16 protein-coding genes, 2 tRNA genes and 1 other annotated feature are annotated in these 17,026 nt (G+C 54.7%); of the genes, 10 read left to right on the top strand and 8 right to left on the bottom strand.

Going from position 1 to position 17,026, the window contains the following annotated elements:
* Positions 1 to 5 precede the first annotated feature (5 nt).
* Together hisG and hisL are read right to left on the bottom strand one after the other, a co-directional pair.
* The gene (gene hisG / locus M8370_RS14685; RefSeq protein WP_000886595.1) at positions 6 to 905 is read right to left on the bottom strand and encodes an ATP phosphoribosyltransferase; all 900 of its coding nucleotides are present in this window, start codon (positions 903 to 905) and stop codon (positions 6 to 8) included.
* Positions 906 to 950: 45 nt separating this feature from the next.
* Positions 951 to 1,074, bottom strand: a sequence feature (His leader region).
* Positions 1,050 to 1,100: a his operon leader peptide gene (gene hisL / locus M8370_RS14680; RefSeq protein WP_001364200.1), complete on the bottom strand. Its 51-nt coding sequence runs from the start codon at positions 1,098 to 1,100 to the stop codon at positions 1,050 to 1,052. (Overlaps the previous feature by 25 nt.)
* A gap of 175 nt (positions 1,101 to 1,275) precedes the next feature.
* Between hisL and M8370_RS14675 the strand changes: the two genes are divergently transcribed.
* From M8370_RS14675 to M8370_RS14660, 4 genes are all read left to right on the top strand, one after another.
* Positions 1,276 to 2,100, top strand: a complete 825-nt coding sequence (locus M8370_RS14675) for an SDR family oxidoreductase (protein WP_013097842.1) — start codon at positions 1,276 to 1,278, stop codon at positions 2,098 to 2,100.
* A 41-nt stretch (positions 2,101 to 2,141) separates the two neighbouring features.
* On the top strand, positions 2,142 to 3,071 hold the full coding sequence (locus M8370_RS14670; RefSeq protein ID WP_013097841.1) for a LysR substrate-binding domain-containing protein: 930 nt from the start codon (positions 2,142 to 2,144) through the stop codon (positions 3,069 to 3,071).
* 217 nt (positions 3,072 to 3,288) lie between these two features.
* Complete coding sequence (yoeI, locus tag M8370_RS14665) at positions 3,289 to 3,351, top strand: membrane protein YoeI (protein ID WP_099458931.1); 63 nt, start codon at positions 3,289 to 3,291, stop codon at positions 3,349 to 3,351.
* Complete coding sequence (locus tag M8370_RS14660; protein WP_013097840.1) at positions 3,341 to 4,699, top strand: APC family permease; 1,359 nt, start codon at positions 3,341 to 3,343, stop codon at positions 4,697 to 4,699. Before yoeI ends, M8370_RS14660 begins: the two co-directional genes overlap by 11 nt.
* A 121-nt stretch (positions 4,700 to 4,820) precedes the next feature.
* Here the strand turns inward: M8370_RS14660 and sbcB are convergent, their stop codons facing one another.
* Positions 4,821 to 6,257, bottom strand: a complete 1,437-nt coding sequence (gene sbcB / locus M8370_RS14655) for an exodeoxyribonuclease I (RefSeq protein ID WP_409244227.1) — start codon at positions 6,255 to 6,257, stop codon at positions 4,821 to 4,823.
* 192 nt (positions 6,258 to 6,449) lie between these two features.
* On the opposite strand from sbcB, the gene dacD reads away from it, so the two are divergent.
* From dacD to M8370_RS14635, 4 genes are all read left to right on the top strand, one after another.
* A complete protein-coding gene (dacD, locus tag M8370_RS14650; protein WP_150057752.1) occupies positions 6,450 to 7,622 on the top strand; it encodes a serine-type D-Ala-D-Ala carboxypeptidase DacD in 1,173 nt (390 codons plus the stop codon).
* 118 nt (positions 7,623 to 7,740) lie between these two features.
* Complete coding sequence (gene sbmC, locus M8370_RS14645; RefSeq protein ID WP_250021236.1) at positions 7,741 to 8,214, top strand: DNA gyrase inhibitor SbmC; 474 nt, start codon at positions 7,741 to 7,743, stop codon at positions 8,212 to 8,214.
* A gap of 92 nt (positions 8,215 to 8,306) precedes the next feature.
* Positions 8,307 to 9,365 carry an FUSC family protein gene (locus tag M8370_RS14640; RefSeq protein ID WP_038420080.1) on the top strand — a complete coding sequence of 353 codons (1,059 nt, stop codon included), beginning with the start codon at positions 8,307 to 8,309 and terminating at the stop codon, positions 9,363 to 9,365.
* 168 nt (positions 9,366 to 9,533) lie between these two features.
* Complete coding sequence (locus M8370_RS14635; protein WP_010432067.1) at positions 9,534 to 9,869, top strand: DUF496 family protein; 336 nt, start codon at positions 9,534 to 9,536, stop codon at positions 9,867 to 9,869.
* A 49-nt stretch (positions 9,870 to 9,918) separates the two neighbouring features.
* On the opposite strand, the gene M8370_RS14630 is transcribed toward M8370_RS14635, so the two are convergent.
* Positions 9,919 to 10,251 carry a gamma-glutamylcyclotransferase family protein gene (locus tag M8370_RS14630; RefSeq protein ID WP_246932557.1) on the bottom strand — a complete coding sequence of 111 codons (333 nt, stop codon included), beginning with the start codon at positions 10,249 to 10,251 and terminating at the stop codon, positions 9,919 to 9,921.
* Positions 10,252 to 10,305: 54 nt separating this feature from the next.
* Positions 10,306 to 10,381, bottom strand: a tRNA-Asn gene (locus tag M8370_RS14625).
* 161 nt (positions 10,382 to 10,542) lie between these two features.
* On the opposite strand from M8370_RS14625, the gene emmdR reads away from it, so the two are divergent.
* Entirely contained in the window at positions 10,543 to 11,997 is a 1,455-nt protein-coding gene (gene emmdR, locus M8370_RS14620; protein ID WP_120727113.1) for a multidrug efflux MATE transporter EmmdR, read from the top strand.
* Between the two features lie 103 nt (positions 11,998 to 12,100).
* Positions 12,101 to 12,176, top strand: a tRNA-Asn gene (locus tag M8370_RS14615).
* 137 nt (positions 12,177 to 12,313) lie between these two features.
* Here M8370_RS14615 and M8370_RS14610 read toward each other — a convergent pair.
* From M8370_RS14610 to shiA, 3 genes are all read right to left on the bottom strand, one after another.
* Positions 12,314 to 14,086 carry an aminopeptidase P family protein gene (locus tag M8370_RS14610; RefSeq protein WP_250021235.1) on the bottom strand — a complete coding sequence of 591 codons (1,773 nt, stop codon included), beginning with the start codon at positions 14,084 to 14,086 and terminating at the stop codon, positions 12,314 to 12,316.
* A gap of 18 nt (positions 14,087 to 14,104) precedes the next feature.
* On the bottom strand, positions 14,105 to 15,559 hold the full coding sequence (locus tag M8370_RS14605; protein WP_250021234.1) for an AMP nucleosidase: 1,455 nt from the start codon (positions 15,557 to 15,559) through the stop codon (positions 14,105 to 14,107).
* 73 nt (positions 15,560 to 15,632) lie between these two features.
* Positions 15,633 to 16,946 carry a shikimate transporter gene (gene shiA, locus M8370_RS14600; protein WP_040024042.1) on the bottom strand — a complete coding sequence of 438 codons (1,314 nt, stop codon included), beginning with the start codon at positions 16,944 to 16,946 and terminating at the stop codon, positions 15,633 to 15,635.
* Positions 16,947 to 17,026: the final 80 nt, after the last annotated feature.

The following is a 17,026-nucleotide window of genomic DNA, read 5'->3' as shown; positions in this document are numbered from 1 at the left end:
GGCAATTACTCCATCATCTTCTCAATTGGCAGCACCAGAATGGAGCTTGCGCCCAGTGCCTTCAGTTTTTCCATGGTTTCCCAGAACAGCGTTTCGCTACTGACCATGTGCATCGCCACACGCTGCTGATCGCCCGCCAGTGGCAGAATGGTAGGGCGCTCAGCACCTGGCAGCAGGGCGATCACTTCGTCCAGACGTTCGGTTGGTGCATGCATCATGATGTATTTGGATTCACGGGCCTGAATCACGCCCTGGATACGGGTCAGCAGTTTGTCGATCAACTGCTGCTTGGCGTCAGCCATTTCGCCGTCACGCTGGATCAGGCACGCTTTGGAGCGGTAGATCACTTCTACTTCGCGCAGGCCGTTCGCTTCCAGGGTGGCACCGGTGGAGACGAGGTCGCAAATGGCATCCGCCAGGCCCGCACGCGGCGCGACTTCAACAGAACCATTCAGCAGACAGGATTTAAACTGCACGCCTTTCTGATCCAGATAGCGTTTTAACAGGTGAGGGTAGGAGGTAGCGATGCGTTTGCCGTTCAGCGCGGCCGGGCCATCCCAGGCTTCATCAACCGGTGTTGCCAGCGACAGGCGGCAGCCGCCGAAGTCCAGGCGACGCAGGGTGAAGTAACGCGGATCTTCACCCTGAGCGCGACGGGTCAGGAGCTCTTCTTCCAGCACGTTTTCACCGATGATGCCAAGGTCAACGACACCGTCCATCACCAGGCCTGGGATATCGTCATCACGCACGCGCAGAATGTCGATGGGCATGTTTTCAGCCAGGGCAATCAGGCGCTGGGTGTGCAGGTTGATTTTAATCCCGCAGCGGGCCAGCAGTTCGCGTGAATCATCACTCAAACGGCCTGATTTTTGAATAGCTATGCGTAAACGTGAGTTATCTAACATTCTGTGTTCCTCGTTAACCTGTTTTAATCTGTCTGAATTTGGTCCAAAAAAAAGCCCCCGGAAGAAGATCTTCCGGGGGCTTTTTCATGCGTTCATGCACCACTGGAAGATCCAAACGTCTTCCAGCACACATCGCCTGAAAGACTAGTCAGGATGATGGTGATGATGGTGGTGTTTAAATTGAACGCGTGTCATATAAATTCTCGATGAATGCTTATTCATTTGATGTCTTTTAACCTAAACCAGTTGTATGACACATTGCAAGGGCTTTTTTTGATCATTAATTCATTTCATATTGATGCTATGAATTGTGTGTTCTGCTGCGCTGGCGTAGCCTTATGAGAGACGAGTGAGAGTCAGGAGAATTCACATGAAAAAGGTCGCGATTGTCGGTTTAGGATGGCTGGGAATGCCGCTGGCGATGTCATTAGCCGCGAAAGGCTGGCATGTGACCGGGAGCAAAACCACGGCGGATGGCGTGGAGGCGGCGCGCATGTGCGGTATTGATGGCGTCGAGCTGCGTCTTGAACCAGAATTGGTGTGTGATACTGACGATCTGGACACGCTGATGAATGTGGATGCGCTGGTCATTACGCTTCCCGCGCGTCGCAGCGGCCCGGGCGAATCATTCTATCTGCAGGCGATGCAGGAGATTGTCGACAGCGCGCTGGCACACGATGTGCCGCGTATTATTTTTACCAGCTCAACCTCGGTCTACGGTGATGTTGAAGGTGTGGTGAAGGAGACTACCGAGCGCCGTCCTGTTACCGCGAGCGGAAAAGTGTTGAAAGAGCTGGAAGACTGGCTGCACAACCTGCCGGGAACGCAGGTTGATATCCTGCGTCTGGCGGGGCTGGTTGGCCCTGGGCGACACCCGGGACGCTTTTTTGCCGGTAAGTCTGCCCCCGATGGGCAACACGTGGTGAATCTGGTGCATTTAGACGATGTTGTCGGGGCTATTGAGCTCCTCTTACAGGCTCCAAAGGGCGGGCACATCTATAATATATGTGCACCCTCTCATCCTGCGCGAAGCACATTTTACCCGCTGATGGCGCGTCAGTTGGGTCTGGCGCCACCCGTTTTTGGTGAGACAAAGGACGAAAGCAAAGGCAAAATTGTCGATGGCAACCGCATTTGTCATGAGCTGGGTTTTGAGTATCAGTATCCTGATCCGCTGGTGATGCCCATGGCATAAGTCCTCCGGCGGAATCTATCGCACACCGGAAGGGGGCGAACATGAAACCGCTGCTGGATGTTCTCATTATTCTGGATGCACTGGAAAAAGAAGGCAGCTTTGCGGCTGCCTCAGCGAAGCTCTACAAAACCCCTTCAGCGCTGAGCTACACGGTTCATAAACTGGAAAGCGATCTGAATATCCAGATCCTCGATCGCTCTGGCCACCGGGCCCGCTTTACCCGCACCGGACAAATGCTTCTGGAAAAAGGGCGTGAAGTGCTACACACCGTCCGCGAACTGGAAAAACAGGCCATCAAACTTCATCAGGGCTGGGAAAATGAACTGGTGATTGGCGTTGACGATACTTTTCCGTTTTCCCTGCTGACGCCGCTAATTGAAGCGTTTTATCAGCGCCACAGCGTGACCCGGCTGATTTTTATTAATGGTGTACTGGGCGGCTCCTGGGAGGCCTTGGTTCAGGGGAGGGCGGATATCATCGTCGGCGCATTACATGAACCTCCTCAACTGAGCGATTTTGGGTTTGCTCGCCTCGGGATACTTGAGCAAGTTTTCGCGGTTGCTCCGCATCATCCGCTGGCCCGGGAGCCTGAGCCCATTAACCGGCGCGTTATTAAAGGTTACCGTGCCATTGTGGTGGGCGACAGCTCGCGGCCGGAATGTGCCGTATCGTCGCAGCTGCTTGATGAGCAGGAGGCCATTACCGTTTTTGATTTTAAAACCAAGCTGGAATTGCAAATTAGTGGGCTGGGTTGCGGCTATTTACCTCGCTATCTGGCGCAGCGATTTCTTGATAGCGGCGCGCTGATTGAAAAACAGGTCCTGGCTCAAAGCAGTAATGAATCTGTCTGGGTTGGCTGGAATGAACAAACGGCGGGGTTAGCCAGCGCCTGGTGGCGGGACGAAATTTTAGCAAATAGTGCTATCGCCGCTGTCTATACGCAGAGCAGCGTCCACAAATCAGCCAGTTAGCGCAGGAATATTTACAATGCCTTTGTAAAGTATTGCGTTTTGTATCTGATGTGGGGCAAAATGCGCCGCAGCAACCAAAGGAATAATCGACGATATAAAAGGCGTCGGTTATTTTTTTTTGCATGTATGAAACGAAACTAAAAACCAAGAGGCCGGGCTTCGTACCGGATAGATATTTACTAAAATCCGACAGTTGTTGTCGCTGAGGAAGAAAGAAATGGGGCAATTTTTCGCTTACGTGGCGGTTATCACCGTAAAGGAGAATAACTATGTCGCATAACGCAACTCCAAACACCTCTCGCGTGGAATTACGTAAAACACTTACGTTGATTCCGGTTGTTATGATGGGCCTTGCCTATATGCAACCAATGACGCTGTTCGATACATTCGGTATCGTATCAGGCCTTACTGACGGTCACGTGGCAACGGCGTATGCCTTTGCACTGGTCGCTATTCTCTTTACAGCGCTGAGCTACGGTAAACTGGTTCGCCGTTTCCCGTCTGCAGGCTCTGCCTACACCTATGCCCAGAAATCCATTAGCCCGGCGGTTGGCTTTATGGTGGGCTGGTCATCGCTGCTGGACTACCTGTTCATGCCGATGATCAACATTCTGCTGGCAAAAATTTACTTCGAAGCGCTGGTACCTTCCGTACCGTCGTGGCTCTTTGTTGTTGCGTTAGTGGCCTTTATGACCATTTCTAACCTGCGCAGCATTAAGACCGTGGCGAACTTCAACACCCTGATTGTTATTCTGCAAATGGGTATTGTTGCGGTTATTGTGGGTTTGATCATTTACGGTGTTTCTCACGGTGAAGGCGCGGGCACGCTGGTCAGCTCTCGTCCGTTCTGGTCTGAAGGGGCACATGTGGTGCCGATGATCACCGGTGCGACTATTCTGTGCTTCTCATTCCTGGGCTTCGACGGTATCTCTTCTCTGTCTGAAGAGACCAAAGATGCAGAACGCGTGATCCCACGAGCCATTTTCCTGACTGCGTTGATTGGTGGCATGATCTTCATTGGTGCCTCCTACTTCCTGCAGCTCTACTTCCCGGATATCTCTCGTTTCAAAGAGCCGGATGCTTCACAGCCTGAAATCATGCTGTATGTAGCAGGGAAAACCTTCCAGTGGGGCGTACTGATCTTCTCCAGCGTTACCGTTCTGGCTTCTGGTATGGCTGCGCATGCAGGTGTTTCTCGCCTGATGTATGTAATGGGTCGTGACGGTGTGTTCCCAACCCGTTTCTTCGGCTACGTTCATCCGAAATGGCGTACTCCGGCGTGGAACGTATTGCTGGTGGGCGCAATCGCCCTGATGGCCATTAAATTTGACCTGGTAACAGCAACGGCACTGATTAACTTTGGTGCGCTGGTGGCCTTTACCTTCGTTAACCTCTCCGTGATCTCGCAGTTCTGGATCCGTGAGAAGCGCAACAAAACGCTGAAAGACCACTTCAATTACCTGGTTCTGCCAATGTGCGGTGCGCTGACGGTCGGTGCATTGTGGATTAACCTGGAAGAGAGCTCTATGATTCTGGGGCTGATCTGGGGTGGTATTGGTCTGGTTTACCTGGCCTGCGTGACGAAGAGCTTCCGTAACCCGGTTCCTCAGTACGAAGACGTTGCGTAATACCGTGTCGGGTGGCGGCTACGCTTACCCGACCGACAAAACCCGTAGGCCCGCGTAAGCGCAGTGCCACCGGGCAAAAAAAACCGGAGACTATCGCCTCCGGTTTTTTTATCCCTGAATTTCAGACTATCTCTTGTACGTACTTGAACAGTGCTTTTAGTAGCGCCTGCTTCTCTTCATTCCCTTCGTATTGGCCGTAAAGCATCTCCAGCTCCTGCGCATAGCCGTGCAGATATTCAGGCGTAAACACATTACGACGATGCTGCAGCCAGCGTTCCTGCTCAGCTTCATCCAGCGTGCCGGGATAGTTACGCGCGCGGTAGTTAAACATCAATTTCTCAATGCGTTTATCCGCAAAGGTGATGTCCAGCGCGGGCAGGTTACGCGGTTCGGTTTGCAGGACGATGTTCATCGCAGCACGGTCGGCATCGCTGAAGAAGCCGTTATACAGCTGCGCATCCACGTTTTCGGACGGCACGAATGGCTCGGCTTCGGCAAATATGGCGACGACTTTCTCGCGCACCTGCGGATTTTCGCGCAGTATTTTAAGGTTATCCAGGCAGTGCTGGCGGTTGATCCCGAGCCTGTCAGCATCTTCCGGGCGCAGCGTATTGGCCTGCGCCAGTACGGGACATTTATTGATATGCACCAGTTTGACCGGCACCGCGGGCAGGTCTCCCAGCGCATCTTTAGGGGTATAGAGGCGCTCACGCAAGGTATCGCTGTCGAGCTCCAGCAGCGGGGAGATATCCCCGGCTAAATCCACCATGATGACCGCGTTACGGTTATCCGGATGCCAGGCCAGCGGTGCCACCCAGCTGGTGTTGCCGCGCCAGGCACCAAACATGCCGGAGATATGCACCAGCGGTTTCATCTGCGGCACATCAATCAGCGTCAACAGTTTCTGCTTACTGCGATGACTCAACAGATACTCAAACAGGCGTGGTTGTGCGGTTTTGACGAGCTTCGCCATGGCAATGGTGGCGTAGACGTCGGCCATCGCGTCGTGGGCATTACTGTGCTCAATGCCGTTGGCGCGCGTCAGGTGCTCCAGCCGGAAGCTTGGCAATCCGTCTTCGTTCTCTGGCCAGTTAATCCCCTCCGGGCGCAGGGCATAACAGGCACGCATGATATCCAGCAAATCCCAGCGCGAATTGCGGTTCTGCCAGCTCCAGGCGTAGGGATCGTAGAAGTTGCGGTAGAAGATGTTGCGCGTCACTTCATCATCGAAACGGATATTGTTATACCCGACCACGCAGGTATGGGGAACGGTGAACAGATCGTGGATACGGCGGGCGAACTCTGCCTCGTTAACGCCTTTTTCCCGCGCTTCCTGGGGCGTTATCCCCGTGACCATGACCGCGCCGGGCTGCGGCAGGTAGTCATCGGCAGGTTTGCAGTAAAAGACCTCTGGCTCACCAATAATATTGAATTCGTCGTCAGTACGGATGGCGGCAAACTGCGCCGGTCGGTCCAGCGCCGGGTGGGTGCCAAAGGTTTCGTAGTCATGGAATAAAAAAGTCGGGCGTGCGGCAGAGTCAGACACCAGTAATACCATCCTGTTAAAAAGTGACGTCACTATGGTAAACGATCGTGAGGGACAGACCGAATAAAAAGCGCCGTCACACCGCAAATTTGCGAGCGTGGTTCCGGGAAAAACATGCTTCCTGTCACATTTTTTTGCAATTAAGCCAGGTAACGACACCAGAACTCCCGTAAAAAGGTCATCGATTTTTAATGACCTGAGGATATACCGTTGAAACGCCGTCTGTTTATTGCTGTTTCTTTACTCGCTTCGAGTGTCTCATCTGCTTTTGCGGCCGATCCGCTGGATTTTTCGCCGCAGCCTCCGGCCATTCAGGCCGGCTCCTGGGTACTGATGGATTACACTACGGGTCAAATCTTAACGGCGGGCAACGAACATCAACAACGCAACCCGGCGAGTCTCACCAAGCTGATGACCGGCTACGTTGTTGACCGCGCTATTGATAGCCACCGCATTTCCCCGGATGACATTGTCACCGTCGGGCGCGACGCGTGGGCAAAAGGTAACCCTGTCTTTGACGGTTCGTCACTGATGTTCCTGAAAGAGGGTGACCGCGTTTCTGTGCGCGACCTCAGCCGCGGTCTGATTGTTGATTCCGGTAACGACGCCTGTGTGGCGTTGGCGGATCATGTGGCCGGTGGTCAGCCGCAGTTCGTGAAGATGATGAACGACTATGTGCAAAAGCTGAATCTGCGCGATACGCACTTCGAAACTGTTCATGGTCTGGATGCCCCAGGCCAGCACAGCTCTGCGTATGATCTGGCCGTGCTGTCCAGGGCCATCATCCACGGCGAGCCTGAGTTTTACCACATGTACAGCGAAAAGAGCCTGACCTGGAATGGGATCACGCAGCAAAACCGTAACGGTCTGCTCTGGGATAAGACCATGAACGTGGATGGTCTGAAAACGGGGCACACGTCAGGGGCCGGATTTAACCTGATTGCTTCCGCGGTGGACGGCCAGCGTCGCTTGATCGCCGTGGTGATGGGGGCAGACAGTCCGAAAGGGCGTGAGGAGCAGGCCCGTAAACTGCTGCACTGGGGACAACAGAATTTTGATACCGTGCAGATCCTGCACAACGGTAAAAAAGTGGGCACCGAGCGGATCTGGTACGGCGATAAGGAACAGGTGAACCTGGGCACCGACCAGGATTTCTGGCTGGCATTACCGAAAGCAGAAGTACCGAACATCAAGGCAAAATACGTGCTGGATACAAAAGAGCTGGAAGCGCCGATAGCCGCCCATCAGCGGGTAGGCGAGATCCAGTTATACGACCGCGATAAAGTGGTCGCTCACTGGCCGCTGGTGACACTGGAGCGTGTTGATAAAGGTGGCCTTTTCTCCCGTCTGAGTGATTATCTGCACCACAAAATCTAACCTTTCTGGGCAGACTGGCAGGGTTGCGAGTCTGCTCACATAATAAACACTCCTCGATTGCCGATTATAGAAATTCTGCTTTATAGTGTATAAATATACAGTGATAAACGGAGGCAGTATGGACTACAGCATCAGGCAGGAAAAGAAACGTAAGATTGCCGGTTTTCACCTGGTCGGGCCATGGGAACACACGGTAAAACAGGGCTTTGAACAGCTCGTCATGTGGGTCGATGGCCGACACATTCAGCCGCTGGAGTGGGTTGCGGTTTATTACGATAACCCGGACGAAGTCCCGGCAGAAAAATTGCGCTGCGATACGGCCGTTACGGTACTGGATGATTTCGTTATCCCGGAAAACAGCGAAGGGGTGATTATGACGGAAATTGCGGCCGGAGATTACGCCGTCGCGAAAGCACGTGTTGAAAACTACGACTTCGCCACGCCGTGGTACCAGTTCTTTAACTCCCTTTTGCAGGACAACAAATTCCAGATGGCTCTGAAACCGTGCTTCGAGCGCTATCTCAATGATGGCAACGCCGACGGGTACTGGGACATCGAAATGTTTATCGCCGTAGAGCATAAAGCGGGGTAGTCCTGTTAAATGCAGGGTTTTTCAGCCGGGTGTGATCCGCCCGGCTGAAAACACAGTACAATTGTGATTTGCCGTGTAGCTGGAGAGCGGGTGTGCGTCCCGACAAATCATTAACGTCTTTTGAAATTCGGTTGTATAAACACTACCGCGTGGTTCATGGGGGCCGTATCGCGCTGGCATTCGTTCTGACGTTTGTGCTGGTCCGTTTACTGGATGTTCCTGAAGGAACGTGGCCGCTGATCACGCTGGTGGTCGTCATGGGGCCTATCTCGTTCTGGGGGAACGTTGTCCCGCGTGCTTTCGAGCGCATTGGCGGTACGGTTTTTGGCTCAGCCCTTGGGTTGATTGCCCTTAAGCTGGAGCTTATTTCATTCCCGGTGATGTTGGCCTGGTGCGGTGTCGCCATGTTCCTCTGCGGCTGGCTGGCGCTGGGTAAAAAGCCCTATCAGGCACTGCTGATTGGTATCACCCTCGCGGTGGTGGTCGGCGCGCCAGCGGGTGATATGACCACGGCACTGTGGCGAAGCGGGGATGTTATCCTTGGTTCACTGCTGGCGATGCTTTTCACCGGTATCTGGCCGCAGCGCGCTTTCCTGCACTGGCGCATTCAGATGGCAAACTACGTCACCGCCTTTAACCGCGTCTACCAGGCCGGTTTTTCACCTAATCTTGTCGAACGTCCCCGGCTGGAGAAGCACCTTCAGCAGATCCTTAATGACGTGGTCAAAATGCGCGGTCTGATTACTCCTGCCAGTAAAGAGACCCATATTCAGAAATCGATTTTCGAAGCTATCCAGACCGTGAGCCGTAATCTGGTCTGCATGCTTGAATTGCAAATCAACGCGCACTGGGCCTCGCGCCCCAGCCATCTGTTAATGCTGAACGCGCAGACGCTGAAGGAGACGCAGCAGATGACGCAGCAAACCCTTCTGACCATCGCTCATGCCCTTTATGAAGGTAACCCGCAGCCCATCCTCGCAAACAGCGAGCGTCTGAATGAGATCGTTGCCGAACTGAAACAGCTGATCAACGAGCGACAGGGCGATAACGTAGCGGAAACCCCAATCCATGGTTACGTCTGGCTGAGCATGGAACTGGCGCGTCAGCTTGAGTTGCTGTCGCATCTCATTTGCCGCGCACTGCGCAAATAAAGAGCAGCTATCGCCATATGTGACGGCTGCTGCTTCGATTCAGCATCAATTGGGGTTATGATAGTTTTAAACGATATACTCATTGTCATTCGCAGCCGCTGTCAGTAAGGTTATTGGTACAACGGTTGCTTTAACGAATCCGAATCTCACATTATCAGGGGTGTAAAAATGGAAACTACCAAGCCTTCGTTCCAGGATGTTCTGGAATTCGTCCGCCTGTTCCGCCGCAAAAACAAACTGCAGCGTGAAATCCAGGACGTTGAGAAGAAGATCCGTGACAACCAGAAACGTGTTCTGCTGCTGGATAACCTGAGCGACTACATTAAGCCAGGTATGAGCGTTGAAGCTATTCAGGGCATCATCGCCAGCATGAAGAGCGACTACGAAGACCGCGTTGATGACTACATCATCAAAAACGCTGAGCTGTCTAAAGAGCGCCGTGACATCTCCAAAAAGCTGAAAGTGATGGGCGAAATCAAAAACGCTGAAGCCAAAAGCGAATAATCGCTGCTGATTGCAAAAAAGGCTCTCTGGTGACAGAGAGCCTTTTTTATTACGCAGAGCGCGGCTGAAGCTGATAGATCCAGGCCTTAACCTGGTCACCTTCGGCGGTGGTCACCATGACCTCGACCCGATCGTAGCCGTCTTCAAATTCATCCAGCATCGGCCAGTGTGCCTCAAGGTTACTGGAGATAAACAGATAACCCTCAACGCGTGGGCCATCGGCGTGCAGCACGATACCCGGAAAATCTGCCGCAGCGCCCCAGCCACGCGCATAAAATGTCCCGGTGACAAAACCGGCCTGCCATTCACCGCCGATGCTTTCGAGAATACGTGCATTTGAATGGCCCGGGCGTAACGTACCGTAGACAAACAAAGAGTCCATTTTTCCTCACCAGAAAAGCAAAAAGCCCGCTTTAAAAGCGGGCTTTTCAGAATGTGGCTCCTCTGACTGGACTCGAACCAGTGACATACGGATTAACAGTCCGCCGTTCTACCGACTGAACTACAGAGGAATCGTTGTGGAGGCTTATCTTAGCGGCGAAAAAACTTTTGTCAAACCTGATCTTAGTGATTAGCGATCGATTGCCGATTCTGTCATCAGTTTGTTGCAAATCCAGACATCTTTTTATGGAAAATACTTTGCAGGATGAGCTTTTCTCCCCCATCATTTGAAATGGAGTTTCAACTTTTCTCGCTAAGGTCCATTTTGAACGTTACTGCCACTCTCCGCCAGGCGATTATGCGCACGCCATGGTATGCAAAACGTAAAAGCTATCGTGTTCTGTTCTGGCGTGAAATCACCCCGCTTGCTGTACCTATTTTTCTGGAGAATACCTGCGTTCTGCTGATGGGGGTGTTGAGCACCTTCCTGGTGAGCTGGCTGGGTAAAGAGGCGATGGCCGGGGTCGGGCTGGCGGACAGTTTTAACATGGTGGTGATGTCTTTCTTTGCCGCTATCGATCTTGGGACCACGGTGGTGGTGGCCTTTAGCCTGGGCAAGCTGGATCCGAAGCGTGCCCGCGAAGCCGCCCGGCAGTCGCTGATGATCATGACCCTCTTTTCGATCATCCTGGCGGCGGTGATCCACTATTTCGGCAAAGAGATTATCGACTTTGTCGCGGGTGAAGCGACGAATGAAGTTAAGGATCTGGCGCTGACCTATCTGGAAATGACGGTCTTAAGCTATCCTGCTGCGGCTATCGCGCTGATCGGTAGCGGCGCGCTGCGCGGGGCGGGCAACACAAAAATTCCACTGCTGATCAACGGCGGAATGAACATCCTGAATATCATGATCAGTAGCGTCCTGATCTACGGTGTTTTCTCCTGGGAGGGAATGGGGTTTGTTGGCGCAGGGCTGGGGCTGACAATCTCCCGCTACATTGGTGCGGCAGCCATCCTCGGGGTGTTGATGGCGGGGATCACGCCATCGCTGCGCCTCACGTTAAAAAGCTACTTCCGACCCTTTAACTTCGCCATTATCTGGGAAGTGATGGGGATTGGTATTCCTGCCAGTATCGAGTCGGTACTGTTCAACGGCGGTAAACTGCTTACCCAGATGTTTGTTGCCGGTATGGGGACAGATGTGATTGCCGGTAACTTTATTGCCTTCTCCATCGCCTCGCTGATTAACCTGCCGGGTAACGCCCTCGGGTCGGCCTCCACCATCATCACCGGTAAACGGCTCGGCAAAGGACAGATAGGGCAGGCGGAGCGCCAACTGCGCCATGTCTTCTGGCTGTCGACCATTGGTCTGACGATAATTGCGTGGGGGAGCGCGCCCTTTGCCGGGCTGATGGCCTCGTTCTATACCCACGAAGATGATGTTAAAGAGGTCGTTAAGATCCTGATTTGGCTCAACGCGGCATTTATGCCGATCTGGGCGGCGTCCTGGGTACTGCCTGCCGGGTTAAAAGGGGCACGCGATGCCCGCTTTGCGATGTGGGTCTCTATGCTCGGCATGTGGGGTTGCCGCGTGGTAGCGGGTTATACGCTGGGGGTCATGCTCGGTATGGGGGTCGTCGGGGTCTGGCTGGGGATGTTCCTTGACTGGGCCGTGCGTGGGGCATTGTTCTACTGGCGTATGGTAAGTGGGCGCTGGCTCTGGAAATATCCGCGGCACAATGCCTGACAAATGTGCGAAATGTTGAATAAATCGGCAAACGATCGGAAATCTGCATTCTGCCTTTGACAACACCGGGTAGCATCGATAATATGCGCCCCGTTCACACGATTCCTCTGTAGTTCAGTCGGTAGAACGGCGGACTGTTAATCCGTATGTCACTGGTTCGAGTCCAGTCAGAGGAGCCAAATTTGAAAAGCCTGCTTTTAAAGCAGGCTTTTTGCTTTTGTGCAGCAGGTAAAAATTGCCCGGTGGCGCTGCGCTTACCGGGCCTACGGACGAGTAGGCCGGGTAAGGCGAAGCCGCCACCCGGCAATAAACCGCACTAATGTTTCACACGAATCGGTGCCGTCGCCTCCACCAGCCACGGACGCGCGTCGCTCTCCACCAGCGGGGACAGCGCTTCGCGCACCTGCTGATGATACTCATCCAGCCACTGCTTTTCCTGCTCGTTTAACAGATTGAGTTCGACCTGGCTGAGGTCGATTGGGATCAGCGTCAACGAGGCAAATTTGCAGAATCCTGGAGAGCTTTCCACAATCTCCACCTGATTTTCAATGCGGATCCCATGGCTATCCGCCAGATAGTATCCCGGCTCGATAGTCATAATATTGCCCGCCACCAGCGGCCATGGGTTGACCTTTTTAGCGATGCGATGCGGGTTCTCATGGATAAGCAACTGATGACCCACGCCATGGCCCGTTCCGTGATCGAAATCCAGCCCCATCTCCCACAGCGGCCGACGCGCGAAGGCATCCAGCTGATGCCCCTGGGTACCGGACGGAAACTGCAGGGTAATCAGCGACAGAAAACCTTTCAGCACGGCGGTGTAGTGTAAGCGCTGCGGTGGGCTGACCTTGCCCCACGCCAGGGTGCGTGTGGCGTCAGTGGTACCATTATGGTACTGACCACCAGAATCATTCAGATAAAAATGGTCATGGCCGATGGGTTTGTTGCTGGCTTCGCTTGAGTGGTAGTGGCACATCGCCGCATTGCTGGACGAGGCCGAAATGGTCGCAAAACTCTGCTCAATAAAGCCAGGCTGCTGCTCGCGAAACGCGAGTTGCTGTGCCTGGGCCTCCAGCTCGGTCAGCGGCTGACCTGCTGCCGCACGTGCGGGCACTTCACGGCTCAGCCAGGCCAGGAAATTGACCCACGCGGCACCGTCCTGATGATGGCACTCCCGGTAACCCGCCAGTTCTACCGGATTTTTATTGGCCTTCATCAGCGTGATGGGGTCGGTGCGCCAGAGAATGTCACCGTGTGGCTCAATGGCAAAACGCAGAGCCACCGGCGCTGAATCGGCATCTACCATCACCTGTTTACCGTGAGAAAGGCGCTGGCAGCGTTCAATAAAGGCATCCTGCGGCGCAATGGTAAAAGCGTTTCGCACGCTATCAGGCAGGTTGCTTAGCTTATTGTCGTTAACGAACCACTCAACGCTACCGTCCCGACTGAGCAGGGCAAAAGAGAGCGGAACCGGGCTGGTGGGAATATCTGAACCGCGCACGTTAAGCAGCCAGGCGATGTTATCCGGCAGGGTCACGGCCAGATAATCGGCATTGTTGGCGGCCAGCACGGCGGCGACGCGCTGACGTTTATCTGCGCTACTTTCACCACTGATTTCAACGGGCATCTCGCGGATAAGCCCCGCCGGAGCGGCAGGGCGATCGGTCCATAACGTATCAAACGGTGACTGGTTAAGCGGCACCATTTCACACGGTGTCGCAGATAGCGTCTCATAATCGGCATTGGTCATCAGCAGTGCTTCAAAACCAATACGGGTGCCAGCTTCAACGTTGGCCGTCAGCCATTGTGCCAGCGGCTCGTTGTGCAGATGGTGGATCTCTACTTCATCCATATTGACCTGCACGCGGGCCTGAACCTGATAGCGGCCATCGACAAAAAGCAGGGCTTTGTCTTTTAGCACCAGTGCCAGCCCCGCCGAGCCATCGAAGCCGGTCAGCCAGGCCAGTTTTTCATCATACGGCGCGCAGTATTCGCTCTGCCAGGCATCTGCGCGCGGGACGATCATCCCGTCGAGCTTATTTTCCTGTAACCACTGACGCAGGGCCGATAACGGTGATGGGGTGTGCATTATTTTTCCTTATTGTTATCAGCGGAAAGGCGGTTCGTTAAAGGTACGCAGCTTGCGTGAGTGCAGCCGGTCACCTTCCGCCCGCAGCAAATCAATGGCGCGAATGCCAATTTGCAGGTGTTCGGAGATTGCCCCTTCGTAGAACCGGTTTGCCTGTCCCGGTAGCTTGATTTCACCGTGCAGCGGTTTATCGGAAACGCATAGCAGCGTGCCGTAAGGCACACGGAAGCGATAACCCTGAGCGGCAATGGTGGCGCTTTCCATATCAATCGCCACCGCGCGGCTCAGATTGAAGCGCAGGGCAGAGGCGGAATAACGCAGCTCCCAGTTACGGTCATCTGTCGTGACTACCGTGCCGGTACGCAGACGCTGTTTGACCTCTTCACCCGGCATGCCGCTCACCTCTTTGGTGGCGTCGTACAGCGCGCGCTGCACTTCGGCAATGCTTGGGATCGGGATGTCCGGCGGGAGCACGGCGTCAAGCACGTGGTCATCACGCAGGTAGGCGTGGGCCAGCACGTAGTCGCCAATCAGCTGGCTTTCACGCAACCCACCGCAATGACCAATCATCAGCCAGACGTCCGGGCGCAGCACCGCCAGATGGTCGCAGATGGTCTTGGCGTTTGACGGACCCACACCGATGTTGATAAGCGTAATGCCCTGGCCGTCGGCGGTGATCAGGTGCCAGGCTGGCATCTGGTGCTTCTTCCATGCCAGATCGGAGATAGCCTGCTCAGGCGCTTCGGTTTCAGCGGTGATCCAGATCCCGCCGGCGCAGGAGAGGGCGATATAAGGGCTCTCCGGGTCAAGGATTTGGCTACAGCCCCAGCGGACAAATTCGTCAACATAGCGGGTGTAGTTGGTAAACAGCACGAACGGCTGGAAATGCTCGGCTGGCGTCCCGGTGTAGTGACGCAGGCGCGCCAGGGAGAAATCCACACGGCGGGCGTCAAAATGCGACAAGGGGGAAAACTCTGCCGGATGATAAATGCCGTCGGCGGTCTCATCGCCAATCTGCGACAGCTCGGTCGTCGGGAAATGGCGCGTCAGCCCTGCGCTCATGGAGCGATCGAGCGTTAACGCCGAACCGTCAATCACGTACGGATAGGGGATTTCATGCTGTGATGGCTCAACGGCAATGTGTGCGCCGTAATCCTGATAGAGCAGAGTGAGTTGCTCCTCAAGATAAGGACGGAATAACCCAGGGCGGGTCACGGTGGTGCTGTAGCAGCCGGAGTGGGTAAAACGCGCGTAGGCACGGGTCTTTGGCGTGGTACTGGCGCTGCCGTCCCAGGTGACAGAGAGCGATGGATAAACAAAAAGGCCCTGGGTTCTGGCCTTTTCGTCGAGAAGTTTCCCTGTTTCGATGTACTCACTGATGGCGCTGCGCAGCGCATTGACGGACTGTTCGTACAGCGCGTCGAGTTTTTCCAGTGCCTGAGCCGGGGTCAGGCTGGAGCCCTTATTATTCATGTCTGTCTCCTTGTTCCACAGGTGTGCTGCTATATCCGATAGTATGTCACACGCCTGTGAAACAAAAGGGAGATCAGGGATGGTGTATCTCTTTCATCACCAGCGCCGTGGCGGCCGACAGCAGGCAGCCTGCCAGCAGGTAGATCGCGACGCTGTGCCAGTTTCCGCCGGAGAACGTCACCAGCGCGGCGGCAATAAACGGCGTAAATCCGCCGCCCACGACGCTCGCCACCTGGTATCCCACGCCCGCCCCGCTGTAGCGGTAGCTTGCGCCGAACAGTTCGGTAAACATCGGTTGCTGCACGCAGACCACCATATCGTGGGCAATGTTGGCGAGCATAATGGCAAAGAAGACTATCCAGAAGACCGACTGTGCCTCCAGCGCCATAAAGAACGGCCAGGCGCTGAGGGAGCCAATCAGCGCACCGGTAATATAGACGCGGCGGCGGCCAAACCGATCCGCAAGCCAGGCGAAGCAGGGGATTGTCAGACAGCTGATCCCGCCCACCAGCAGACCGATATTCAGGAACAGCTCACGGGGGAGGCCGAGGTTCTGCGTGGAATAGTTCAGGGCAAACGCGGTGACGATATACATCGTCAGCAGCTCGCACAGGCGCAGGGCGATAATTTTCAGAAAAGCGCCAGGATGACGAATGAGCGCTTCCATCACCGGCAGCCGTTTTCTGGCAACGGGGTTTTCCCGCTGCTGTTCAAACTCGGCGGACTCTTCCATTCCGTTACGGATCCACAGCGCGGCGATAACCAGCACGATGCTGAAGATGAAGGGAATGCGCCAGCCCCAGCTCAGAAACTGCTCATCGGTCGTGAAGTGGCTGATAAGCGACACCAGCCCGGTGGAGAGCAACAGACCCACGCCGTACCCAACCTGCACGCCGCTGCTGTAGAACGCCTTTTTATTTTTCGGTGCGCTTTCGACCGATAACAGCGCCGCGCCGCCCCATTCGCCGCCCACCGCAAAACCCTGAATGGCGCGCAGGGTGACCAGCAGTACCGGAGCCCACCAGCCAATCGTGGCAAACGACGGCAAAATACCGATGAGCGCAGTGGCGATCCCCATCATCCAGACGGTGAGCATCAGCATGCGTTTGCGGCCAAGGCGGTCGCCAAAGTGGCCGAAGATCACCCCGCCCAGCGGGCGGAACAGGAAGCCGACGCCAAAGGTGGCAAACGCGGCGAGCGTGCCCATGGCGGGGCTAATTTGCGGAAAGAATTCGCGGTTAAACACCAGAGCGGCGGTGATGCCGTAGAGCAAAAAATCATACCAGTCCACGACGGCCCCCGCGAAGCTGCCAAAGGCGGCGCGGCGGGCACGGTTAAGGCAAGGCGTCCCCTCGCCGGGACGTGTGGAGATGAGGGTGGAGTCCATAGTTGTCCTGTCTGCACTGATTTTTTATTTATTGGTATAAGAAAAGGTTACTCACAAAGCCATCGTCATAGCGACGCGAT

The organism is Enterobacter cloacae complex sp. OE43NF, from assembly GCF_023544405.1.
GTDB classification, from domain to species: Bacteria; Pseudomonadota; Gammaproteobacteria; order Enterobacterales; family Enterobacteriaceae; genus Enterobacter; species Enterobacter cloacae.
Note: the sequence above shows the minus strand (reverse complement) of the source record. Positions and strands in the feature narration are given on the sequence as shown.